This window comes from Enterococcus sp. DIV0712, assembly GCF_050554855.1.
In the GTDB taxonomy this organism is placed as follows: Bacteria; Bacillota; Bacilli; order Lactobacillales; family Enterococcaceae; genus Enterococcus; species Enterococcus faecalis.
Genome location: NZ_CP187333.1, coordinates 1,763,087 through 1,787,674, shown reverse-complemented (window position 1 = coordinate 1,787,674; position 24,588 = coordinate 1,763,087). Strand labels below are relative to the sequence as shown.

The window sequence follows — 24,588 nt, the reverse complement described above, 5'->3', positions numbered from 1 at the left end:
TACTATTTTAGAAGTAAGATGCACCGCGTATCTTCTTTTTTTATTCGATAAAATCAAGAAGGGAGCGGCTGTAAATCAATGGAGTTATAGAATGGAGGAGCGAAATGAAAGAAAAAATGTCCGTCAAGACAATTGTAGCAATTGGAATTGGCTCTGCAGTTTTTGTTATTTTAGGTCGATTCGTTGTGATTCCAACTGGGATTCCTAATACGAACTTAGAAACGTCGTATCCATTTCTTGCTTTAATGTCAGTTGTTTTTGGACCAGTAGCTGGAGGGCTAATTGGTTTGATTGGTCACACATTAAAAGATTTTACCACGTATGGTAGCGCTTGGTGGAGCTGGATTATTTGTTCAGGAATTATTGGTATTATTTTTGGCTTCGCTGGTCGTAAAATGGATCTTCAACATGGTGAATTTACAACAAATGACATGGTGCGTTTCAATATTTTCCAAGCGTTTGGTAATATCGTCGTTTGGGGCTTAATCGCGCCTAGTTTGGATATTTTGATTTATAGTGAACCCGCAAGTAAAGTATTTACACAAGGAGTATTCGCGACTGTTTCAAATATTGTCGCTGTGGGTATTATTGGAACATTGTTGATGAAAGCTTATGCATCAACAAGAACAAAGAAAGGCAGTTTATCAAAAGATTAAGAAACTGTCGAAATAATTTAAATGGTTAAGGGTCTGCCCTAGTAATTACTTTGCTAATGCTCAGACCCTTTCTTTTATGGAGAAACTGAGGTGAGGCCGAATGAAAAAACCAATCATTACTTTTAATAATTTTTCCTTTCAATATCATAGCCAATCTGAACCGACATTAAAGGGGATTCAATTAACCATCTATGAAGGAGAAAAGGTTTTAATCGTTGGGCCTAGTGGTAGTGGCAAATCAACATTGGCGCAATGTATCAACGGGTTAATTCCCAATATTTATGAAGGTGAGATTCAAGGAACAGCTACGGTTGCTGGTGAAAATATCCAAGAAACAAGTCTATTTGATTTGTCTTTTGATGTAGGAACTGTTTTGCAAGATACCGATGGGCAGTTTATCGGTTTAACGGTTGCTGAGGATATTGCTTTTGCTTTAGAAAACGATGCAGTTGAACAAGCAGAAATGAAAAAAGCGGTTCAGAAATGGTCCGAGATTGTTGAGCTGAATCAGTTATTGCAACACCGTCCACAAGATTTGTCAGGTGGTCAAAAACAACGTGTATCTATGGCGGGCGTTCTAATTAACCAATCAAAAATTTTACTTTTCGATGAACCTTTGGCTAATCTTGACCCACGAGCGGGACAAGAAACAATGACTTTGATTGACACCATTCAACAAGAAACAAAAGCAACTGTTTTAATAATAGAACATCGCTTAGAGGACGTTCTTTGCGAATCAGTTGATCGAATTATTGTCATGAATGAGGGCGCAATTATTTCTGATACAACGCCAGATGAATTGTTACGTCAAGATACGTTGACCCAGCAAGGGATTCGTGAACCTTTGTACGTTACAGCCATGAAATATGCTGGGATTGATTTAACACAAGTTAGTCATTTAGACAAATTAGCCGAAGTATCAGGCGAAACGGTTTTTCCTAAAATGACACAGTGGTCTGTCCAACCTAGTTCAGTTAGTGCAGTCAAAGGAGCTGAACTATTACGTTTGGAACAAGTGTCCTATCAATATGATCGTCACGGTGAAAAAGTGTTAGATGACTTCTCAGTAACTATTCATCATGGAGAAATGATCAGCATTGTAGGAAAAAATGGTGCCGGGAAGTCTACACTTTCTAAAATAATTTGCGGGTTCATCACGCCTCAATCGGGCAAGATTTTATGGGAAGGACAGGATTTTTCCAATTATTCAATCAAAGAACGTGCAGATAAAATTGGTTATGTGATGCAAAATCCCAATCAAATGATTTCTAAAAAAATGATTTTTGAAGAAGTAGCTTTAGGATTAGTTTTACGAGATGTGCCACAAGCAGAAATTGAGGAACGTGTGACGAATATTTTACATATTTGTGGGCTGTATCCCTTCCGGAACTGGCCGATTTCTGCGTTGAGTTTTGGGCAGAAAAAACGGGTAACTATTGCATCAATCTTAGTTTTAGAACCTGAATTATTAATTTTAGATGAACCAACAGCTGGACAAGATTTTAAACATTATACAGAAATGATGACATTTTTAGAAGAATTGAACCGCTTAGGTGTGACTATTTTAATGATCACTCACGATATGCACTTAATGTTGGAATATACAACACGTGCGTTAGTAGTTTGTGATGGACGTTTACTAGCAGATGCGACTCCAGTTGCTGTTTTAACAGATGAAAAATTAATTCAAGCAGCTTCTTTAAAAGAAACGAGCTTGTTTACCTTTGCTAAAGCGTTAGGCTTGGAAAATCCCTTGCTATTTACGGAAAAATTTGTTGCTTACGATCGTGAGGTGCGTTTTGGATGAGTGAACGACAAATGTTAGGCTATCATCCTGATTCAACCTGGATTCATCGCTTAAACGGCACAAGCAAATTAGTCTTTTTAATCGTTGTCTCTGTGGCTTGTATGACCACGTATGATACTCGTTATCTGTTAGGAATGTCTGTGGTTTCGCTTGTTTTGTTAAAATTATCAAATATTAAATGGCATCAAATATCTTTTGTTATTAAATTTATTGCTATTTTTTCTTTGTTAAATATCTTAACGGTTTACCTTTTTGCACCTGAATATGGGGTTGATTTATATCAATCACGTACCGTGATTTGGGAAGGAATCGGACGGTTTACTTTGACACAAGAAGAATTATTTTATGAATTTAATTTAGTTTTAAAATATTTCTGTACGATTCCGTTGGCATTAATCTTTTTATTAACAACAAATCCTAGTGAATTTGCCTCCAGCTTGAATCGAATTGGTGTGAGTTATCGGATTAGTTATGCAGTAGCGCTGGCTATTCGTTATATTCCCGATATCCAAGAAGATTTTTTTAATATTTCTTTAGCACAACAAGCGCGAGGTTATGAGATGTCTAAAAAGGGACGGTTAGGCCAACGAATCAAAGGCGTAGCACAAATCGTTTTACCCTTAATCCTATCTAGTTTAGATCGAATTGAAACTGTGAGTACCGCTATGGAATTAAGGCGTTTTGGTCAAAAGAAAAATCGAACGTGGTATGCGCAACAACCTTTTCATCTGCGTGATTTTTCGGTAATGATACTTGCCTTATGCTTATTAGGAATCAGTTTCTGGTTGTTCCATGTGAATGGTGGCCGGTTTTATAATCCATTCCAATAAATAACAAATTGATAAGGTTCTATAAATAGAACGGATATTTTTTTATTATTAAGAATCTAGTACTTTCGCTTACTATGAGTGTACTAGATTCTTTTTTTACAACTTTAAAGAACTAGACCAATTTCCGGTTTTTAGATTTTTGTTGACAAGTACCTACTTTTAATTGTATGATTGTTTATGTTTCTACGGAATATATTTACAAAGGAGGTATATAGACCAATATCGGATAGCGCCAGACCTGAACGTTCAGGTGACGAGGAGAGAGCTTATCGAAGATTCGGCGGGTGGCTCTAGGGACTGCACTCTACAGATAACAAAGAAAAACTAATTGTGAAGTTAGAACAAAGCGGTTATCACGCAGGTAGAAACATATAATGGGATTTGCTAGTTAAACAGGACCTAGTAAATACAGAATTTCAATTGGAAAGTAGGAATTAGCATTATGTGTGGAATTGTCGGAATGATTGGAAAAGAAAATGTCACGGAAAGTTTGATTCAAGGATTAACAAAATTGGAATATAGAGGTTATGATTCTGCTGGGATTTGTGTGAATGATCAAAGCCAACAGCCCCATGTAGTTAAGGCAGTTGGGGGCATTGCCGATTTAGCAGCAAAATTAACGCCAGAAATCGATGGAACAGTTGGTATTGGTCATACTCGTTGGGCCACTCATGGCGAACCAACTGTCGCCAATGCACATCCCCATGTTTCAAGCGATCAACGCTTTGCATTAGTGCATAATGGTGTCATTGAAAACTTTGAAGAATTAAAAGAACAATTTTTAAGTGGTGCTCACTTAATTGGTGATACAGATACTGAAATCGTCGTTCAATTAATTGCTCATTTTGCTGAAAATGGTTTTTCAACAAAAGATGCTTTTAAAGCGGCTTTAGCCGAAATTAAAGGTTCATACGCTTTTGCATTAATGGATAAAATGGACCCCAATACTATCTATGTAGCGAAAAATAAAAGCCCGTTACTTATCGGTCTAGGTGAAGGCTTTAATGTTATTTGCAGTGATGCGATGGCGATGATTAAAGAAACCAATCAATTTGTTGAGATTGTTGATGGTGAAATTGTAACTGTTACAGCGGACAAAGTAGTAATCGAAACGCCAGAAGGACAAGTAATCAACCGAGAACCTTTTGAAGCGCAATTAGATTTAAATGACATTGAAAAAGGAACATATCCGTTTTATATGCTCAAAGAAATTGATGAACAACCTGCAGTGATGCGCAAAATTGTTCAAGCGTATACTCAAGGTGAAAAAGTGACTTTAGATGAGGCGTTACTTGAAAAAATTAATCAATGTGACCGAATTTACATTATTGCTTGTGGAACAAGTTATAATGCAGGTTGGGTCGGAAAATCTTTAATTGAAACAATTGCCAGTATTCCTGTGGAAGTTCATTTATCAAGCGAATTTGGCTACAACATGCCTATTTTATCTGAAAAACCGTTCTTCATTTTCTTAAGTCAAAGTGGTGAAACGGCAGATAGTCGCCAAGTACTGGTACAGGTTAATGAATTAGGGCATCCATCACTTACATTAACAAATGTTGCTGGCTCAACATTATCACGTGAAGCGGACGATACCTTGTTATTACACGCAGGACCAGAAATTGCTGTCGCTTCCACCAAAGCTTATACTGCTCAAATCGCTGTCTTAGCTATTTTAGCAAAAGCAATTGGTGAAGAACGCCAAACATTAGCAGCCGTCTCATTTGATGTGGCTCACGAATTGAGCGTGGTAGCAGCTGTCATGGAAACCTTGATTGATGAAAAACAACAAATGAAAGCCTTGGTGGAAGATTATCTGACGTATACTCGAAATGCCTTCTATATCGGGCGAGGAGTCGACTATTATGTGTCCATGGAAGCGGCCTTGAAGTTGAAAGAAATTTCCTACATTCAAGCAGAAGGCTTTGCGGCAGGTGAATTGAAGCATGGAACGATTGCCTTAATTGAAGAAGGAACACCTGTGATTGGGATTGTGACAGATGCCAAAGTCGCAGCCCATACAAGAGGCAATTTAAAGGAAGTCGAAAGTCGTGGAGCAAGAAATATTGTGATTGCTTTGGAATCCTTGGCAAAACCACAGGACCAACTGATTATTCCAGATGTTCATCCGTTACTTTCTGCCTTAGTTAGCATTGTTCCAGGTCAATTATTAGCGTACTATGCAACCTTACAAAGAGGCTACGATGTTGATAAACCAAGGAACTTAGCTAAAAGTGTAACTGTTGAATAAATCAAGAACCTGAGAGAAAGATGTTCAACGGGTTTTCATGAGTTTTAATATCTGAGACAAAAATCACTTTAGATTTTTGTCTCAGATATTTTTTATAAAAGAAAGATATTCAGTCAAAAATGAAAGATTCCAAAGAAATTCTTTTTTTCCGTTGAAAACTGTTTGCATTTTAGCAAAATTAGATATAATTAATAAGAACCGAAAAATAAGAATTAGCCAGTGAGGTAACTTTGTTTGAAAGAAAGCAAAAAGTAGGTTAAGCTGAAAAGTGCTAATTTATTTAACAAAAAAAGATTGTGAGTTGTTTGATATGGATCAGTTTAGTACATTAACTGAACAAGAATTTACTACCTTTGCAATGACACATCCTGCAGGTAACTTTTTAGAAACACCCGAAATGAAACATTTATTGGAACGACGTGGCTGGAATTGTGAATACGTTGGCGTCAAACGAGAAGGCCAACTAATTGCTGCGTGTATCCTAAGCAAGAAAAAAGTCAAAATTGGTTATGCTTTCGACATTGACGGCGGAATTTTGATGGATTATACAGATAAAAAATGTGTAGAAGCCTTTTTCACAGGCTTAAAAAAATATGTGAAAAAAAATGATGGCCTTTATTTAACCTTTACTCCAAATAAACAAATTTGTTTACGTGATTTTAATGGCGGTGAAGTTGAAAAGGTCAATCAAGAAACATTTGACTATTTCACATCAATTGGTTTTGAACACCAAGGGTTTGATGTGCACAATTTTGATGGCGCGCCACGTTGGCTGTTTGTCAAAGATATGGCTGGATTAACAGAAGAAGATCTTTGGAAATCTTATGGAAAAGATGCTAAATATGACATCAAGAAAACATGGGAATATGGAGTGACAACCCGAGAACTTCGTTACGAAGAGTTACCTCTCTTTAAGAAATTAACGGAAGAAACAAGTGCACGACGTAATTTTGAAGATAAGGATTTAGCTTATTACCAAGCTGTTTATGAAGAGTTTGGCGAACGAGCGAAATTTATGGTGGCGGAACTAAACTTTGCTACTTATTTAGAAAATCTTCATGAGAAATTACGCAAATTACAAGAGACGCTCAACGAAGTCAATGAAGCGTTAATTGCCAATCCTAAAAGCCGTAAAAAAAATAACCAGAAACGTGAATTTGAAGATGAAGTTCGTACCGTGCGCAAACGGATTGACGAAGCTAAAGAAATGAAAACATCAGATGAACCTGAAATTTTAGCAGGCGCCTTATTCATTGTTCATCCACAAGAAGTTGTTTACTTGTTTAGTGGTACGTATGAAAAATATAAACAATACTATGCACCGTATTTAATTCAACATAAAATGTTAACTTACACAGTAGAAAATAACATTCCCAAATATAATTTTTATGGCGTTGACGGTGTCTTTGATGGAAGTGATGGGGTTCTTAAATTCAAACAATCCTTTGGTGGTCATGTCGAAGAATTAATGGGCAATTTCCAATGGAAAGCCAAACCAATGAAATATGCCTTATATCACGCATTAAAAACAATTAAAGAAAAAGTCTAAAATTAAAACCCAATCCTAAAAAAGGAATGGCAAAGTGAGGCGTTTAAATGGAAAATCAAGTCGAGGTTATGACGTATGCACAGTTAAAAGAAATTATGCAGGTGTTAGAAGCAAACGAAGCGATTACAGAAGATACAAAAGTCTTTATTGATACAGGCTGGGATAGCGTGCAAGAAGTAGCACCAGATGCAGTCAGTATTGAAAAAGTTGCTAAATTTACAGTAGCAGATGTTTTAACAAACGAAAGTTTTGCTGGGTATAGTTTAGAAGAAAAGGCGGAGAAGATGAACGCTGAAGGCGACCTAGAAACGGCAATTATTATTCGTAATCTTTACTAAAAAAGTCCGTTTGAATAGTTAAAATCGAGGTCGGGACAGAAGTGTATAGCTCCGAGCAACGCGTAGTGTTGGTTCTGTTCCCGCCGGTTATCAGGTTTTGAGCCTGGAGCAAAAATCCAAAGTGATTTTTGTCCCAGGCTCATCTGCTTTAAATAAGAAATAAAGGAGGTTAGATATGAGTACCATTCATGAATTTCCAAAAAACTATGAACGTTTTATTGCACAAGGAGAAGAAGCACTTGTAGAACATAATCAGATCGCCGCTTTAGAAAATTTTCAACAAGCCTATCAGCTACAACAAACGCCGCCAGTAAACCAAAAAATTGTCCAATTATTGTTGGAAATGGATGAAGCTGACGAAGCACTAGCATTGGCAGAAGCGTTCCAAGATTCTTATTTTGAGAACCTCGAAACAGCGGCAATTTATATGCAAATTTATAGTCAGAGCCGTCGCTTTATTGAAGGATATATTTTATTGAAGCAACTACTTCAAACTAATAAAATAACGCTAGCACAACAAAAAACGTTAGAACAGCAATTAATGCAAGTGGAAGAGGCGTATCGACAATTAGAAACGCAGCAAATTCAAGCAATTAAAAGGAACTTGTTAGTAAGCGATCAATTGCCCGTTTATCAACAATTAGCGAACATTAAAACCAGTTTATATTTGCCTAAACCAGTATTTGTGGAAGTCGCAAAAGATTTAGTTATGAACCAAGCACTTAGTTATTTTGCTCGGGAATGGTTCATTGAAGAATTAGCACTGTTGCAATTTTCAGAACCACTGACTTTTCTTTGGTATGACAATCAGCCTCAGACAGTCTTACTAGAAGGAAAAACTGGACCGTTAAATACGCCGATCTATTCCGAAATTTATACTGAACTTAGGAATCGTTTAGAAAATGATGATCCAATTATGCTGCAGCATTTGGAAGAAGAAATTCGGTTGCATCTTGCCTATTTGTATCCATTAGCAGAGAAGGTTATTTCAGATCCAACTATCTGGGTCTTGGGTTATTTGGCAACCTACTATCCTGAATATATTGAAAAAGAATTGACTGAAGCAAAAGGTCATCAAATCGCTGCTGTTCAAAATGTTCAACAGGCGATACGAACGGCATTTACACAAATAATGCTTTAAAAAATGGCACGTCCTAAAAGCGAGGACGTGCCATTTTTTCGGTTTCAGAAATTTGCTGAATCTGCTCTAATTGCTTTTCTTGACTGATTATTGCGGATAATAGAAAAAAGCAAGACAGAAATAAGTAAAAAGAATTCCTTGAATCAAGCAAATCACAACGAACAATGGCGTTGCTCCTGGAAAAGAATCAGAAATCCGTGTAATTAAAAATTCAACTAACCATAAAATCATTGAAAATAAAAATAATTTTTTCTGACGAGTTCTCATAGTCCGCAACAACCTTTCTGGTGATTTTCACTTCTCTATCATAACATAGAAAACGAGCTGTTTTTTCTCAAAAATTTTGTTACTTCATAAGAAAAATGGGAAATAAACAAGTTTCAGGAAGTAATAAATGTACACGAAAAGAATACTTAATCCATCTTAATCAAACCATACAGTCACGTTTATTGCAAAAGAAGTGTTTTTGGATGGAACAAATTATTTCATAAACACAAATATTTCTTTGTTGTTTGTATAAATGTCATAAAAGTGATTACTTACTACTTTTTGATTTTTAGACATATCCGTATCGGTCAGTGGTGCCATCTCTACTCCTAAATTCGATGAAGTATTGAACCAAACGTAATTAGGGAAGTATAGACCGTCATTTGGTGGCACAATTTTTGAAAGAATTGGGTAGTTTCGACTTGTATTAGCATAAACAGTTGAATTTTTGAAAAACGTATTTAAATAAACTTTTTTTCGTTCGTTTGTTACAACATTTTTTAAATCATCTGTTAAAACAGCTGCTTGGCGATTGAATGCTTCTTTTTGATAGTTTAATGTGGAAGAATACACCAAAACAAACGATAAAATATAATAAGATAACAAGCTGGCCACAAGTAACGAAGTTAGATAAATTGCTTTCACTTGTCGATTGTTAAATAAACTTAACATGCTGATTGTAACAAAAACAGCAAATCCGTAAATATAGCGAGGCGCATCACCAGCGATATTTCTTGAATAGACAATAAAAATGCCAAAACTTAAGAGAGAAGCAAGTCCTAAATACAAGATACAATAAAGGAAACTTAAGCCTAAGTTGATTTTGCTATTTGATAGATGACTAATAAAAAATAAAACAAGCAGTAGGAGCAGTAATAAAAGCCATAAACGATTACTCTGGTTCAATAGCTCTGAAAAATAATGGTAACTATTTTGATAAGCCACACTGGGAATATCGTGCAAACTTGGTAAGGCCTGACTGCCCCCAATGTTGTTTGTTGCGGAAGGTACAAATTTTAACTCGATAAGGTAGCTGACTATAGAAAGTAGATAAGCGATAGCAGCAAGTGCGACTTTTTTACAAAGAGCAATGAAATTTTCTCCAGCAAGTAACTGCTTGAAAGTAAGGAATAAGACGATAACTATATAAATTCCTGACGAGGCTTGGTAAGTATTAAACATAACAAACAGTGAAAAAACAGAAACCAAGAAAAACGTAAAAGAATTACGCTGCCACCAATAAAAAGGAAGAAACGAACAAAAAATACTCAATGCCATATAGGGACTATCAAACCTGAAACTAAGACATTGAAGGAACCAAGGATTGAGGCCAATTAAAGTAGCTACTAAAGAGGAACCCCAGCTAATTTTTTGGTCATTGATGATATAAATAGCCAGTATGCTTGTGAGAGATAAGATAAGACCTGTTAGAATCGGTGTGGTCAAGCCCAGATCTGTCAAATGACGACTTCCTTGAACAAACCATGAGAGAAATTCACTGCCCCAACGTGCGTAAGTCGTACCAAAATCTGTCATTCCAGCGACTTGGCGAGCATTATCATCTAAGTAAGGGAAATTGATAATGCCGATGGATAAAACTGCCACTTGATAAATTAAAATGATCAATAGAAGATAGGCTTTATTTTCAATACACCAATTCTTTAAATCAATTTTTTTTGATTCTGTAGGTAATTGTTTCATCATTGTACTCCACTCCAATAATTATTTAACAATTAAAATATACCATAACGAGTGGAATGAAGAAATTGCTTTTGTTATTTTCTCATCTTGACAGAACACTAAGGATAGGCAAAACAAAAAAATCCCAACTCTTTAATAAAGAGTTGGGATTTTACCAAAAAGCCACCTGCCGGGCTTGAACCGGCGACCCCCACCTTACCATGGTGGTGCTCTACCAACTGAGCTAAGGCGGCACTTTCAAAGGCTAAACTAACTCGAGGATTGCAACGAAGTGAAACCCATAGAGTTCACTTTCAAAGGCTACACTGCGACGAGTAATCGCCAAAGTTCCTTTTGAAAAATCGTACAAATCTCGTGCACAAGAAATAGAATAACGTATAGACGAAAGTTTGTCAATTGCTCTTTCGTAAAAAAAGAAAAATGATTTTTTTCTAAGAAAAACTGTTGACAATCTCTTTTTTCTCTAGTAAAGTGTAAATCAACATCACAGATAACTATTCATTCGTTGAAGAGAAGAGTAAATTTTGATGACCTTCAAAAGAGAGTCCTGATTGGTGAAAAGGGACAAGGTTCAGAAAAGTTGAAGATGGCCTCTGAGAATAAATTGCTGATAAGTAAGCAATTTCGGCTAAGCACCCGTTACCATGTGCACCAAGTTAATAAAGACTTGGATAAGAGATGAGATATAAAGAATCAGTTATATTTCGAAAAAAGGTGGTACCGCGAATCATTCGCCCTTTACTAGCAAAACGCTAGTGAAGGGCTTTTTGCTGTGAATCACTACGACTGGCGCGAAGCGACAGAGTAGATGATGAACAGTACAAGGTGACCGAAGGGCAAGTTGTGTCATTTGCACGAAAGTGTTCCTACGATTCTCGTCACAGTCAAATCCTGTTGAGCACTACGACTGATGCAAAGAGAGAGAGTAGCTATTATCTGCGATTACTCGATGCTTGAAGGGGTAGTAACTCTAGTCTGTTTGATTTTGAAAATAAACGAAAATCAGTTTAAAATGAATAGAAATAAAAAAGCAGTGATATAGTAAGTACAAGACTTGATTTGTCTAACAGAGAGCCTAGGTAGCTGAGAATAGGTGACAAAGACGTTTTGGAAAATGGCTATTGAGCAAGCGCTCCGAGTGTTAAACACAAGGCGGCGACGGGGGCTCCCGTTATCGAGCTAGGGTATCGAACATATTGTTCCGTACTTGAAAAGGGAATTTGTGTGAGCAAATTCTGAACATGAGGTGGTAACACGCAAAAAAGCGTCCTCAACGATACAACTCGAGTTGTGTCGTTGAGGATGCTTTTTTCTTTTTTATGAAAAAATGCAGGTTGGTAAGAATGAAGGGGGATAAAGAATGATTGAACTAAAAAATATCAGTGTGACATTTCAACAAAAAAAACAAGAAATTCAGGCTGTCCAAGATGTTTCTTTGACAATTGATAAAGGGGATATCTACGGAATCGTTGGTTATTCCGGTGCTGGAAAAAGTACGCTAGTACGGGTAATTAATTTATTGCAACGACCAACAGCGGGCACCGTTATTATTAACAAAGAAAATATTTTAACTTTTTCTAAAAAGGAATTACGACAACAACGAAAAAAGATTGGAATGATTTTTCAACATTTTAATTTGATGAAAGAGCGGACTATATTTAGTAATATCGATTTTTCATTAAAATATTCTGGGCTAAGTAAAAGTGAACGGCGTCAAAAAATCAGCCATTTATTAGAGCTAGTTGGACTAAGTGAAAAACGGGACGCTTACCCCAGTCAACTATCAGGAGGGCAAAAACAGCGGGTTGCGATTGCCCGCGCTTTAGCAAATGATCCTGAAATTTTACTTTGTGATGAAGCGACGAGTGCGTTAGATCCAAAAACAACGGGACAGATTTTAGCTTTGTTAAAAAAGTTAAATCAAGAACTGAACTTGACGATTGTCTTAATCACCCATGAAATGCAAGTGGTTAAAGAAATTTGTAATAAAGTCGCGGTGATGGAAAATGGCTGCGTTGTCGAATCAAACGATATTGTTTCGATTTTTAGTCAACCCCAACAACCTTTAACCAAAGATTTTATTCGGACAGCAACTCATATTGACCAAGCATTAACAACAATTCTTGAACATCCTAAATTAGCTGATTTAGATAAAAATCAAGAATTAATTGAATTTTCTTATGTGGGGGATCAAACGAATGAGCCATTAATTGCACAATTGTATAGCCAATATCAGGTGTATACGAATATCCTTTACGGCAATGTCGAAATTGTTCAAAATGTTCCTATTGGCCATTTAATTGTGGTGCTTTCTGGTGATGAGGCCCAGCGTCAACAAGCCCTTACTTATTTAGCGAAACAAGGCGTGCGAACCAATGTTTTGAAAACCTATCAGCAAACGAAGCAAAAGCAGAATTTACAGGTGATTTAAAAAAGGAGTGAACTGAGAATGTATCAATTATTTGAGAAATATTTTCCGAATGTTGTCCAATTAAAACAAGAGTTTCTTCAAAGTACATGGGAAACATTATACATGGTTTTTTGGACAGCATTGATTGCTGGTGTGTTAGGAGTCTTGTTGGGTGTCGTGCTTGTCAGTACTGGCCCCAGTGGTGTTTTGAAAAATCCACCCCTGTATAGTGTCTTAGAAAAAATTATTAATGTTTGCCGCTCTATTCCTTTCATTATTATGCTCGCACTGATTCAACCATTAACACGAATTTTGGCAGGAACGACAATTGGTACAACCGCAGCGTTAGTCCCATTAGTTATTGGCGTAATTCCGTTCTTCGCGCGCCAAATTGAAAATGCGTTATTAGAAGTGGATCCTGGCGTTATTGAAGCGGCAGAAGCAATGGGGACGAGTCCCTTAGGGATTATTTTTCGGGTTTATTTAATTGAAGGGTTACCAAGTATTATTCGTGTTTCAGCAGTGACAATTATTAATTTGATTGGATTAACAGCCATGGCAGGAGCGATTGGAGCCGGTGGTCTGGGCAACTTAGCGATTACTCGAGGATACAATCGGTTTCAAACCGATGTGACATTTATGGCCACGTTAATTATTTTAATTATGGTATTTATCAGTCAAGCCATTAGTAATCAATTAATCAAAAAAACATCACATTAGAAAAAAGGAGAAATAACAAATGAAAAAATTTAGTAAATTAATTGGACTTATTGGGGTATTAGCTTTTACGATTGCAGGTTGTGCATCGGGGTCTGCGAAGGATACTAAGACAGAAACCGTTAAACTAGGGGTTGTAGGAACAAAAAATGATGAATGGGAATCGGTCAAAGACCGTTTGAAAAAGAAAAATATTGATCTACAATTGGTAGAATTTACAGACTATACGCAACCAAATGCAGCATTAGCAGAAAAAGAAATTGATTTAAATGCCTTTCAGCATCAAATCTTTTTAGACAATTACAATAAAGAACATGGGACGAAATTAGTATCAATTGGCAATACAGTCAATGCACCATTGGGGATTTACGCTAATAAATTGAAAGATATCACGAAAATTAAAGACGGCGGAGAAATTGCTATTCCTAATGACCCAACGAATGGCGGGCGGGCGTTAATTTTATTACAAACTGCAGGACTGATAAAAGTAGATCCTGCGAAACAGCAACTACCGACTGTCAGTGATATTACTGAAAATAAACGCCAATTGAAAATAACTGAATTAGATGCTACGCAAACAGCGCGCGCTTTACAAGATGTCGATGCTTCAGTGATTAATAGCGGCATGGCTGTCGATGCTGGGTATACACCAGATAAAGATGCTATTTTCTTAGAACCTGTAAACGAAAAAGCGAAACCTTATGTGAACATTGTCGTGGCCCGAGAAGAAGATCAAGAGAATAAACTTTATCAAAAAGTTGTAGAAGAATATCAACAAGAAGAAACGAAAAAGGTCATTGCAGAAACATCAAAAGGCGCCAATGTTCCAGCCTGGGAAACATTTGGTAAAAAATAAAGGAGGCATTTATAATGAGTACAACAACGATTCAAACAATCCAAGAAGCTATTGCTACAGAAAAGGAATGGATAATCCATTTAAGACGTCATTTTCATCAATACCCTGAAGCAAGTTTAAAAGAATATGAAACGATTAAGCGAATTAAAGAAGAACTACTAGCCTTAGCTATTCCTTTTGTAGAAGTAGGGGAAACGGGTGTTTTAGCAACCATTGAAGGAGGTCTTGGCGCTGGCAAAACGATTTTGTTACGTGCAGATATTGATGCGTTGGAATTACCAGATGCAACAGGCGCTGCCTATGCTTCTAAAAATCCAGGACTCAATCATGCTTGTGGACACGATGGTCATGCTGCAGCATTGCTAGGTGCAGCTAAAGTGCTCAAAAAACATCAGAATACCTTTTCAGGAACGGTTAAACTGGCCTTCCAGCCAGCTGAAGAAATTGGTGCAGGCGCTCGACAATTTGTGGAAGGAAATTATTTAGAAGCAATCGACCAAGTGTTTGGGATTCATTTAGATTCCAGTGTGCCGGTCGGAAAATTAGTCGCTACCAAAGGCGCCACCAACGCCTCTTGTGATATTTTTAAAATTGAAGTCAGTGGTCAAAGTAGTCACGTCGCCCAACCACAGAATGGCCGAGATGCTGTTTTAGCAGCGGCCAGTATCGTTGTGGAATTACAAAAAATTGTAGCGCGCGAGATTGATCCTTTAGATTCTGTCGTAGTAGGAATTGGCGTTTTACAAGCAGGAACACGCTATAATATTGTAGCAAACCAGGCAACCATTGAAGGTACTGTTCGAACATTTAGTCAGGAAACGCGCCAATTTGTTTTACAACGAGTCGAAGAAATTGCCCATGAAATTGCCCAGTCTCATCGCACAGAAATTGCTGATTTTTCTGTTTATGCGGCAGCGAATCCATTAATTAATGAAGAACAAGCAACCAACCGTGCACAGCAGGTAGCCAGTGAAATTGTTGGTTTTGAAAATGTTGTGACCGATCATCCTAAAAGTTTAGGGGCGGATGATTTTGCTGATTACTTAGCGGTAATTCCTGGTATCTATGGACGGGTCGGTTCACGAAACCCTGAAAATCCTGCTACTCATTTTGGACACCATCATGAACAATTTGATATTGATGAACGTGCCTTACTTTTAGCAGCAGAGTACCACATACGCTATGCATTAAATTATTTATCAGAATAACAGGGATAGGGAGCCGACAAAATGATGGTTTGTGGGCTCCTTTCGTTATAAACCAACGTGGCTTGCTTTCTTGTCATTCTATGGTAGAATACAAGCATAAGAAAGGTGATTCACATGTTTTTTGTTTTAACTGATAAATTAACAAGAAAAGTAGCTCCCGATAGTTTAAGAACAGATGAAGCACTGTTGTGGAGCCGAGCAATTAATTTCTTCATCGCTTGATAGCACATTTTTTGACTAGAAAAGCTAGTCTTATTTGAGTGTACGTACAAGCGGTTGTCGGGATTTCTGTCAGGATGGACGACGTGCAGACGTGGTTCTTTTTTTGTTGTCCCAAAATAATCAGTTAACAAGAAAGAAGTGACGAAAATGAGTATTTTAACTATTGAACATTTAACGCATCGGTTTGGCGAAAAGGTCTTGTATGAAGAGGCTTCATTGCAAGTGAATAAAGGGGATCATTTAGGCTTAACTGGCCAAAATGGTGTCGGCAAATCCACCTTAATTAAAATTTTAACGGGGGAAGTATTGCCAGACGAAGGAACGATTCAGTGGCAAAAAAATTGCAAGATTGGGTACTTGGATCAGCATGTTTCTGTAGAACAATCACTAACGATGGTTGATTTTTTGAAACAAGCCTTTCAAGAACTTTTTGATAAAGAAGCGAAACTGACAAAACTTTATGAAGAATACAGTCAAACGGCTTCGGAAAAACTTTTAGAACAAGCAGGCAAGTTACAAACAGACTTAGATGAAAGTAATTTTTACCAAATCGACACGATTATTCAGGATTTAGCCAATGGGTTAGGACTACAAGCAATTGGTTTGGATAAAAAGTTAGGGGAGCTAAGCGGTGGTCAACGTTCAAAAGTGATTTTAGCAAAATTATTGTTAGAGGCCCCTGATGTGTTACTTTTAGATGAACCCACCAACTATTTAGATGATACACATATTCAATGGCTTGTTCGCTATCTGAATAATTTTGAAGGAAGCTTTCTATTAGTCTCCCATGATTATCAATTTTTAAATGAAGTGACGAATTGCATCGCAGACATTGAGTTTGGCAAGTTAACCAAATATACTGGAAATGTAGAAAAATCTTTTGCACAAAAAGAGCAGAATAAACAAACCTATTTGAAACAGTATCAGGCCCAACAAGAAAAAATTGAAAAAATGGAAGCCTATATTCGTAAATACAAAGCTGGAAATCGAGCAACGATGGCTAAAAGTCGACAAAAACAATTGGACCGGTTAGAACGATTGACTCCGCCAGGTTCCTTGACTAAGCCAGCGATTGAATTTCCTTATCAAGGGTTAGTTGCAACGCAAGCACTAACGACCCAGAAGTTAGTTGTCGGCTATCGGGAACCTTTGTTAGAACCGTTAGATTTAATGGTTCATGTCGGTGAAAAAGTCGCATTGAAAGGTTTCAATGGGATTGGCAAATCAACATTAATTAAAACGTTGACGAAAGTGATTCCTTCATTAGATGGAGAATTTCATTATCCGCTGAATACAAAAATTGCTTATTTTACCCAAGACTTAGCGTGGCCTAATGAGCAGTTAACGCCGCTAGACTATTTATCAGATCGTTTTCCAGATACAACGATTAAAGAGCGAAGAAGTCATTTGGCTAGAGCAGGTTTACCAGATAAGTTAGCAATGCAGTCGTTAGCCCTGTTAAGTGGTGGTGAGCAAACAAAAGTAAAACTAGCGGAACTAATGATGCAAACTAGTAATTTGTTATTTTTAGATGAGCCAACCAATCATATTGATGAAGCGGCCAAAAAAAGTTTACAAGAAGCAATTCACGTTTACCCAGGAACGGTTTTTCTGGTTTCCCATGAAGCAGATTTTTATGAGGAAATTGTGGATCGAGTAATTGATATTGAGGAATTAGTTAAATAAAGAAGAAAGAACCAAGTTGAGGGGGAGTCAACTTGGTTCTTTCTTCTTTATTATTTATTTACTCATTAAGCCATCATGGATTTTTGTTAAATTCCAGTTCATCATGCTGTAGTACGTATCGCCTTCTGTTCCTTCTTTGGCAAGAGAGTCTGTGAAAAGTGTATCGTAAATTGGTCGTTTCACTTCTTTTGAGACCCGTTCCATACTACGTTTATCGACACTGGTTTCAACAAATAACACAGGTGCTTTTGATTTCTTAATGGTATCAATAATCGTGGTCATTTGTTCAGGTGTTCCTTGACTTTCTGTGTTAATTTCCCAAATATAAGCGGCATTTAAATCATAAGCTTTGGAGAAATATTTAAAGGCACCTTCACTTGTAACTAATAATTTTTTATCATCAGGAATATCAGCAAATTTAGCTTTGGCTTCCTCATGTAGTTTGCTAAGTTTTTCGGTATAATTTTTCGCGTTTTCTGTATAGAAATCTTTATTTTTTGGATCTTTTTCTACTAACACGTCACGAATGTTTTCTACATATTTAATGCCATTTTCAATGTCTAACCAAGCATGTGGATCTTCTGTTTGTTCTTGACCGGCACTTGTTAAATATTGTGGCGTAACATTTTTGCTTGTAGAAAAGTAATCTTTATTCTCAACTTTTTTGGCCGTTTTCATTAATTTGTTAAACCAGCCATTTCCGCCTGTTTCTAAGTTCAAGCCGTTAAAGAATAAAATGTCCGCTTCAGAAGCTTTCGCAATGTCTTCTGGTAACGGTTCATATTCGTGAGGGTCTGTCCCAATTGGCACAATACTATGCAGCTCAATTTTGTCTTCCCCAACATTTTTCACTAAATCGGATAAGATCGAGTTCGTTGTCACAATTGCTAATTTTTCTTTCTTTTCAGCGGCTTGATTCCCGCAAGCAGCTAACGTTAACCCTGCTAAAAGTGTTAAAAAAAATAAACTAAATTTTTTCATTCGTTGATTCCTCCATTTCTTTCTCACGGTTTACAAATACTAGGCCTTTCTTTGGTGAGAAAAAGAAAGCCAATAAAAAGAATAAGGCGGCGGTTAAAACAATCGTCGCACCAGAAGCTAAGTTATAAGAATAACTAAAGAATAGGCCAATCACTGAACTTAAAATCCCAAAAGTAGAGGCTAAGCCAATCATTGTCGGTAAGTGATTTGTTAATAGATAAGCTGTTGCCGCTGGCGTAATCAGCATGGCAATGACTAAAATAGTTCCGACGGTTTGCAAAGAAGAAACAGCGACTAATGTTAGTAAAAACATCAATGCATAGTGGAAAAATTGAATATTTAAACCATAGGCCTGAGCCATTGTGGGATCAAAAGAAGTGAGTTGCAACTCTTTATAAAACAATGCCACAAAAATCAAAACAATCACACCGACGACACAAGTAATTAAAATATCGGTATCTGCGACCGCTAATACATTTCCAAACAGAATATGATATAAATCGGTGGAACTTTTTGCAAAAGAGATAAAAATAATCCCTAAAGCAAAAAAAGAACTAAAGACAACACCAATGGCAGTATCATTTTTTAGTGGACTTTTTTGGGTAATAAAGCCGATCGATAATGCAGCTAATAAGCCAAAAATAGAAGCGCCAAAAATATAATTGAAACCAAACATATAAGAAACAGCGACCCCTGGTAAAACAGCATGTGAAATCGCATCACCCATCAAAGACATCCCACGTAAAATAATGAATGAACCAATTACCCCTGAAATGAGTCCGACAATTATAGACGTCAAAAGGGCATTTTGTAAAAATTGATAACGGAATAAACCATCAATAAATGCAGCAATCATTTTGCAACCCCCTGTATTAATAAATCACCTAACAAATCACCGTATGCTTCTTGGAGCGTTTCTGCAGTAAATGTTTGTTCAACAGGACCCGCAGCAATTAGCCGGTTTTTCAAAACGATTAATTCATCAAAATAGTGGGACACTTTGTGCAAATCATGGTGAACAATGATAATCATTTTACCTTGATTTTTTAATGATTTAAGAATATCCATAATCACTTTTTCACTAGACATATCAATGCCGACGAAAGGTTCATCTAAAAAAATCACCTCAGCACCTTGGGCCAAAACACGGGCGATAAACACACGTTGTAATTGGCCACCAGAAAGTTCGCCAATCTGGCGTTGCGCATAGTCTTCTAATTGCACCATTTTTAATGCAGCCATGGCTGCTTGCTTTTCTTTCTTTCCTGGGCGTTTTAATAGTCCCAAGTTTGGATAGGTTCCTAGCAAGACCGTTTCAAAAACGCTAATTGGGAAACTAAGATCCAAGGCGCTACGTTGTTCTACATAGGCAATGATTGTTTTTTGTTGGTCAATCGCTTGATTATTTAACAAAACATCACGTTCCTTTGTTTTAATCAAGCCTAATAACCCTTTAATAAATGTTGACTTTCCAGCACCATTTGGTCCGATAATTCCAGTAATTTTACCGGAGGGAATAGTAACGTGGATATTATTTAAAGCGGTCCGTCCTTGATATTGAACGGTTAACGCTTGAACAGCTAAGTTAAAGCTTTTTCTCATGAAATTCCTCCTTTTTAGGTTTGCCTTAAAATCAGTATAAGGGATAGTTTAAGAAAATGCAAATAATTTTTAGGCACGCCTAAATACAAGCGCTTTTTTCACAAAGAAAACCGTTTCTTTCAATAAATTAAGGAGGATCCCATGATTTTTATGACAAAAAATGGTAGAATATGAATGAAAACGACTATTATTTTATATTGACGGAGGATATCATGACCGAAAACTATCAAGATGACACCTTACGCATCTTCAGTTTAAATGCAAATCGACCACTTGCTGAAAAAATCGCAGCATCAGTAGGAACAGAATTAGGAAAAAGCACCGTGCGCCAATTTAGTGATGGCGAAATTCAAATTAATATTGAAGAAAGTATTCGTGGCGATCATGTCTACATCATCCAAGCAACGAATGCCCCTGTAAATGATCATTTGATGGAATTGCTTATTTTAATTGATGCATTAAAACGTGCTAGCGCAAAAACAATTAATGTTATTTTGCCTTACTATGGTTATGCTCGCCAAGACCGCACGGCGAAACCAAGAGAACCCATTACTGCGAAATTAGTTGCTAATATGTTAGTAGAGGCAGGCGCAACACGTTTGTTAACATTAGACTTGCATACTGTTCAAGTCCAAGGATTTTTTGATATCCCAGTAGATAATTTATTTACAATGCCTTTGTTCGCTCATTATTATCGTCAACAAGCATTAGTAGGGGAAGAAATTGTGATTGTTTCGCCTAAAAACAGTGGCGTTCAACGCGCACGTAGTTTATCGGAGTACTTAGATGCGACCTTAGCAATTGTAGACCATGAAGAGATTGATGGGGTGCGCCAAGAAGGTTACGTTATTGGGAATGTCGCTGGGAAAAAATGTATTCTTGTTGATGACATTTTGAATACTGGTCAAACGTTAGCCACAGCGGCGGAAGTTTTAATGAAAAATGGTGCGCAAGAAGTGTATGCTTGCGCCTCGCATGGTTTGTTATCAGAAGGCGCAAAAGCAACCTTAGAAAATGCGCCAATTAAGGAAATTAGTATTACTGACTCTGTTTATACGACAGCAGACCGCCAACCAGCAACCTTGAATATTATTTCTTGCGCTGAGTTAATGGGGGAAGCGTTACTTCGTATTCATGAAAATAAACCAATGAGTCCATTATTCCGTTTAGAACCAAAAGGAGAATAAGTGATTCCTTAAACTAGAAATAGGTCTAACAACTTTAATAGTGTTGGGCCTATTTTTCTTATCTCTTTTATAAATAGAAGAGAAAGTATTCTGATTTTGTGTTTTAAGCTTTTTATGCTAGAATAACGCCAGAACATAAGGAAAGGGACGAGTCATTTGGAACCCATTTATTTAGATCATGCGGCAACAACACCGCTTCATCCAACGGTCATTCAAGCGATGACTGAAAATATGCAAACGACTTTTGGCAATCCATCAAGTATTCATCAGTTTGGACGAAAGGCACACGGTCTTCTGGAAGAAGTGCGTCAAACGATTGCCGAGAGCTTACAAGCCAAACCCCACGAAATTATTTTTAATAGTGGTGGCACAGAAGGGGATAACACAGCCATCTTGGCAGTTGCTTTTTCTCGTCAAAAGGAAGGAAAACATATTATTACTACGGCAATTGAACATCCCGCTGTGTTACGAACGATGGAATACTTAGAAACGTTAGACTTTGAAGTGACTTACTTGCCTGTGAATGAAAATGGTCAGATTTCAATGGATCAATTCAAAAAGTCTTTACGCGAAGAAACGATCTTGGTTTCAATTATGTATGGCAATAATGAAATTGGAAATCGATTACCGATTGCTGAAGTTGGTGCAATTCTTAAAAATCATTCGGCGATTTTTCATACAGATGCCGTCCAAGCTTATGGAAGTGAAGTCATTTTACCTCATGAATTAGGGATCGACTTATTAAGTATTTCCGCTCATAAAATCAATGGTCCAAAAGGCGTAGGTTTTTTATTTAAAAGCGATGCAATCCAATTACCACCTCTTTTACATGGTGGGGAACAAGAAGAAAAACGACGTGCGGGCACGGAAAACTTAGCTGGAATTATTGGCATGGGTACTGCCGTTTCATTACTAACTTCTGCAGAAAAGCAAGCAAGAAAAACAGCCTATCAAAGTTTTCAAACGATTATTTTAAAAGCGTTAGAAGAAGCCAATATTGATTTTTCAATTAATGGTGAACCAACGAATCGTTTAGCGCATGTCTTAAATCTTCATTTAAAAGGAATTCCCAGTGATTTGCTCTTAATGCATTTGGACTTAAGAGGTATTGCGATTTCAACAGGCTCGGCTTGTACAGCGGGAACTGTGGATCCTTCGCACGTGTTGACAGCGATGTATGGAGAAAATTCCTCAGCTATTAAAGAATCAATCCGGATTAGTTTTGGCTACGGGAACACACCAGAAGAAATTGCGACTTTTTCTGAAGTACTAGTTGCAGTGATTCAACAATTGAAAAAATAATCTGATTGCGGCAGCTACAGGTTTTCGCTATAATGAAGATAACAATGAAAATAACGAGGTGGAACCCATGGCATTTACAACAACGGCTGCTGTTGAAGGCTCAACAGTTTTTTACAAAGTACATCCTAGTGCAAAACGCTATACATTAAAAGATAACGGCTTTACTGAAACAAAATCAGGGAACTTTCAATTGATTCGTTCCTTAGATCCAACGCCTCAGAGAAATGAAGGCTTCAAATTGAAAATTACGATCACTGCTGATCTAAAAGAGTTGAAAATGTCCATTACAACGGCAAATGGTTTAAAACCAATGAATATTTTCAAGAATGAACAACATGAAATGAGTAAAGAAAAATACTTTTTCTTAATGGATGGCTTAATTAGCCGTGGTGTATTAGAGAAAGTAGAATAATTTAGAGAAACCTGAAGAAACAAGTGAAAGTAGCTTGTTCCTTCAGGTTTTCTGTTTATTTGAAAGCAACAGCTTGTTGGCTGTGTCTTTGTTCCAAGTATTTTCTCATTATACGCCCGGCTTGCTTTACTTATTTCAAAAAAATAGTATAATGAAAAGCACTGAAAAGTTACGACCTTCAAATCGTGGATGATTTCAGAATCTAATTGAAATGATGGTGATAAAATGGCAGATAACAGCAAAACGCGTGTCGTGGTAGGCATGAGTGGCGGTGTCGATTCATCTGTCACAGCGTTGCTTTTAAAAGAGCAAGGCTATGATGTAATTGGGATCTTTATGAAAAATTGGGACGATACAGACGAAAATGGTGTCTGTACCGCAACTGAGGACTATAAAGATGTCGCAAAAGTAGCGGATCAAATTGGGATTCCGTATTATTCGGTCAATTTTGAAAAAGAATATTGGGACCGTGTGTTTGAATATTTTTTAGCAGAATATCGGTTAGGACGGACACCAAATCCAGATGTCATGTGTAATAAAGAAATTAAATTTAAAGCATTCCTAGATTATGCTATGCAACTAGGCGCTGACTATGTTGCAACTGGCCACTATGCGCAAGTAGAAACGGATGAAAATGGCGTAGTGCATATGTTACGTGGAATTGACAATAATAAAGACCAAACCTATTTTTTAAGCCAATTATCACAAGCCCAATTGGCAAAAACAATGTTTCCGTTGGGTGGCATGGAAAAGTCAGAAGTTCGTGCAATTGCTGAACGTGCTGGATTAGCCACAGCCAAGAAAAAAGACTCAACGGGCGTTTGTTTTATTGGTGAAAAGAATTTCAAAGAATTTTTGAGTAATTATTTACCAGCTAAAAAAGGCAACATGGTGACAGAAGATGGCGAAATCAAAGGACAACATGATGGTCTGATGTATTATACTATCGGTCAACGCCAAGGCTTAGGAATTGGTGGCGGCGGTAAAACACAAGAACCATGGTTTGTGATTGGGAAAGATTTAACTACCAATACATTATATGTGGGACAAGGATTTCACCATGAAAAACTATATGCAACACATTTAGAAGCTAGTGAGGTTCATTTTACTGTTGATACACCAATGCCAAAAGAGTTTGACTGTACGGCTAAATTCCGTTATCGTCAAGCAGATATTCCAGTGCATGTTTCCTTATCTGAAGATGGCACAAAAGCAACCGTTACGTTTAAGGAACCAGCGCGCGCAGTCACTCCAGGTCAAGCTGTTGTTTTTTATGATGGGATGGAATGCTTAGGGGGCGGCTTAATTGATCGCGCCTACCAAGATGAAAAAGAGCTACAATACGTCTAAAAAGTTTCACGAGTTGTGAAACAAAAAGGATGGAGTTAACCAAAAGAAAAGCGGATATGCTGGTTATAAAACCAGTAAATATCCGCTTTTCTTTTTTGTTTTATATGCCTATTTT

At 37.1% G+C, this 24,588-nt stretch carries 21 protein-coding genes, 1 tRNA gene and 2 other annotated features; of the genes, 16 read left to right on the top strand and 6 right to left on the bottom strand.

The window, feature by feature from the left end:
* Nucleotides 1-104 precede the first annotated feature (104 nt).
* The 7 genes from IGL42_RS08680 (at nucleotide 105) to IGL42_RS08650 (ending at nucleotide 8,572) form a co-directional block, all read left to right on the top strand.
* Nucleotides 105-656, top strand: a complete 552-nt coding sequence (locus IGL42_RS08680; RefSeq protein ID WP_002356937.1) for an ECF-type riboflavin transporter substrate-binding protein — start codon at nucleotides 105-107, stop codon at nucleotides 654-656.
* Nucleotides 657-756: 100 nt separating this feature from the next.
* Entirely contained in the window at nucleotides 757-2,463 is a 1,707-nt protein-coding gene (locus tag IGL42_RS08675; RefSeq protein ID WP_010710580.1) for an ABC transporter ATP-binding protein, read from the top strand.
* Entirely contained in the window at nucleotides 2,460-3,293 is an 834-nt protein-coding gene (locus tag IGL42_RS08670) for an energy-coupling factor transporter transmembrane component T family protein (protein WP_002356939.1), read from the top strand. Before IGL42_RS08675 ends, IGL42_RS08670 begins: the two co-directional genes overlap by 4 nt.
* 442 nt (nucleotides 3,294-3,735) lie before the next feature.
* On the top strand, nucleotides 3,736-5,544 hold the full coding sequence (gene glmS, locus IGL42_RS08665) for a glutamine--fructose-6-phosphate transaminase (isomerizing) (RefSeq protein ID WP_002356940.1): 1,809 nt from the start codon (nucleotides 3,736-3,738) through the stop codon (nucleotides 5,542-5,544).
* Nucleotides 5,545-5,854: 310 nt separating this feature from the next.
* Entirely contained in the window at nucleotides 5,855-7,093 is a 1,239-nt protein-coding gene (locus tag IGL42_RS08660) for an aminoacyltransferase (RefSeq protein ID WP_033591863.1), read from the top strand.
* 47 nt (nucleotides 7,094-7,140) lie between these two features.
* Nucleotides 7,141-7,431 (top strand): hypothetical protein, encoded by a 291-nt coding sequence (locus IGL42_RS08655; protein WP_002356942.1) that lies wholly within the window; start codon nucleotides 7,141-7,143, stop codon nucleotides 7,429-7,431.
* 175 nt (nucleotides 7,432-7,606) lie between these two features.
* Nucleotides 7,607-8,572 (top strand): hypothetical protein, encoded by a 966-nt coding sequence (locus IGL42_RS08650; RefSeq protein WP_002381700.1) that lies wholly within the window; start codon nucleotides 7,607-7,609, stop codon nucleotides 8,570-8,572.
* 87 nt (nucleotides 8,573-8,659) lie between these two features.
* Here IGL42_RS08650 and IGL42_RS08645 read toward each other — a convergent pair whose 3' ends face one another.
* The 3 genes from IGL42_RS08645 to IGL42_RS08635 form a co-directional block, all read right to left on the bottom strand.
* Entirely contained in the window at nucleotides 8,660-8,839 is a 180-nt protein-coding gene (locus IGL42_RS08645) for a hypothetical protein (RefSeq protein ID WP_002383739.1), read from the bottom strand.
* Nucleotides 8,840-9,052: 213 nt separating this feature from the next.
* Entirely contained in the window at nucleotides 9,053-10,543 is a 1,491-nt protein-coding gene (locus tag IGL42_RS08640; RefSeq protein ID WP_010710578.1) for a glucosyltransferase domain-containing protein, read from the bottom strand.
* 157 nt (nucleotides 10,544-10,700) lie between these two features.
* A tRNA-Thr gene (locus IGL42_RS08635) sits at nucleotides 10,701-10,773 on the bottom strand.
* 263 nt (nucleotides 10,774-11,036) lie between these two features.
* Nucleotides 11,037-11,282: a binding site (T-box leader), on the top strand.
* 282 nt (nucleotides 11,283-11,564) lie between these two features.
* Nucleotides 11,565-11,815: a binding site (T-box leader), on the top strand.
* Nucleotides 11,816-11,900: 85 nt separating this feature from the next.
* Between IGL42_RS08635 and IGL42_RS08630 the strand changes: the two genes are divergently transcribed.
* The 5 genes from IGL42_RS08630 to IGL42_RS08610 all read left to right on the top strand — a co-directional run bounded on the left by IGL42_RS08630 (nucleotide 11,901) and on the right by IGL42_RS08610 (nucleotide 17,639).
* The gene (locus IGL42_RS08630) at nucleotides 11,901-12,971 is read left to right on the top strand and encodes a methionine ABC transporter ATP-binding protein (RefSeq protein ID WP_002356948.1); all 1,071 of its coding nucleotides are present in this window, start codon (nucleotides 11,901-11,903) and stop codon (nucleotides 12,969-12,971) included.
* 18 nt (nucleotides 12,972-12,989) lie between these two features.
* On the top strand, nucleotides 12,990-13,670 hold the full coding sequence (locus tag IGL42_RS08625; protein ID WP_002359998.1) for a methionine ABC transporter permease: 681 nt from the start codon (nucleotides 12,990-12,992) through the stop codon (nucleotides 13,668-13,670).
* 19 nt (nucleotides 13,671-13,689) lie between these two features.
* Complete coding sequence (locus IGL42_RS08620) at nucleotides 13,690-14,523, top strand: MetQ/NlpA family ABC transporter substrate-binding protein (protein ID WP_002366917.1); 834 nt, start codon at nucleotides 13,690-13,692, stop codon at nucleotides 14,521-14,523.
* A 14-nt stretch (nucleotides 14,524-14,537) separates the two neighbouring features.
* Nucleotides 14,538-15,731: an amidohydrolase gene (locus IGL42_RS08615; protein ID WP_002378487.1), complete on the top strand. Its 1,194-nt coding sequence runs from the start codon at nucleotides 14,538-14,540 to the stop codon at nucleotides 15,729-15,731.
* Nucleotides 15,732-16,100: 369 nt separating this feature from the next.
* Nucleotides 16,101-17,639: an ABC-F family ATP-binding cassette domain-containing protein gene (locus IGL42_RS08610; RefSeq protein WP_002362078.1), complete on the top strand. Its 1,539-nt coding sequence runs from the start codon at nucleotides 16,101-16,103 to the stop codon at nucleotides 17,637-17,639.
* Nucleotides 17,640-17,693: 54 nt separating this feature from the next.
* Here the strand turns inward: IGL42_RS08610 and IGL42_RS08605 are convergent, their stop codons facing one another.
* Genes IGL42_RS08605 through IGL42_RS08595 form a run of 3 tightly spaced genes read right to left on the bottom strand, consistent with a single transcriptional unit; the run spans nucleotide 17,694 to nucleotide 20,222 of the window.
* Entirely contained in the window at nucleotides 17,694-18,620 is a 927-nt protein-coding gene (locus tag IGL42_RS08605) for a metal ABC transporter substrate-binding protein (RefSeq protein ID WP_002360002.1), read from the bottom strand.
* The gene (locus IGL42_RS08600) at nucleotides 18,607-19,476 is read right to left on the bottom strand and encodes a metal ABC transporter permease (protein ID WP_002364373.1); all 870 of its coding nucleotides are present in this window, start codon (nucleotides 19,474-19,476) and stop codon (nucleotides 18,607-18,609) included. The genes IGL42_RS08605 and IGL42_RS08600 overlap by 14 nt, the downstream gene beginning before the upstream one ends.
* The gene (locus IGL42_RS08595) at nucleotides 19,473-20,222 is read right to left on the bottom strand and encodes a metal ABC transporter ATP-binding protein (protein ID WP_010710577.1); all 750 of its coding nucleotides are present in this window, start codon (nucleotides 20,220-20,222) and stop codon (nucleotides 19,473-19,475) included. Before IGL42_RS08595 ends, IGL42_RS08600 begins: the two co-directional genes overlap by 4 nt.
* Nucleotides 20,223-20,434: 212 nt before the next feature.
* Between IGL42_RS08595 and IGL42_RS08590 the strand changes: the two genes are divergently transcribed.
* The 4 genes from IGL42_RS08590 to mnmA all read left to right on the top strand — a co-directional run bounded on the left by IGL42_RS08590 (nucleotide 20,435) and on the right by mnmA (nucleotide 24,473).
* On the top strand, nucleotides 20,435-21,409 hold the full coding sequence (locus IGL42_RS08590; protein ID WP_002362076.1) for a ribose-phosphate diphosphokinase: 975 nt from the start codon (nucleotides 20,435-20,437) through the stop codon (nucleotides 21,407-21,409).
* A gap of 156 nt (nucleotides 21,410-21,565) precedes the next feature.
* Nucleotides 21,566-22,711, top strand: coding sequence for a cysteine desulfurase family protein (locus IGL42_RS08585; protein ID WP_010710576.1), 1,146 nt, complete (start codon nucleotides 21,566-21,568; stop codon nucleotides 22,709-22,711).
* Between the two features lie 67 nt (nucleotides 22,712-22,778).
* Entirely contained in the window at nucleotides 22,779-23,123 is a 345-nt protein-coding gene (locus tag IGL42_RS08580) for a DUF1831 domain-containing protein (RefSeq protein WP_002356959.1), read from the top strand.
* 225 nt (nucleotides 23,124-23,348) lie between these two features.
* Nucleotides 23,349-24,473, top strand: a complete 1,125-nt coding sequence (gene mnmA / locus IGL42_RS08575; RefSeq protein ID WP_002362075.1) for a tRNA 2-thiouridine(34) synthase MnmA — start codon at nucleotides 23,349-23,351, stop codon at nucleotides 24,471-24,473.
* Nucleotides 24,474-24,588: the final 115 nt, after the last annotated feature.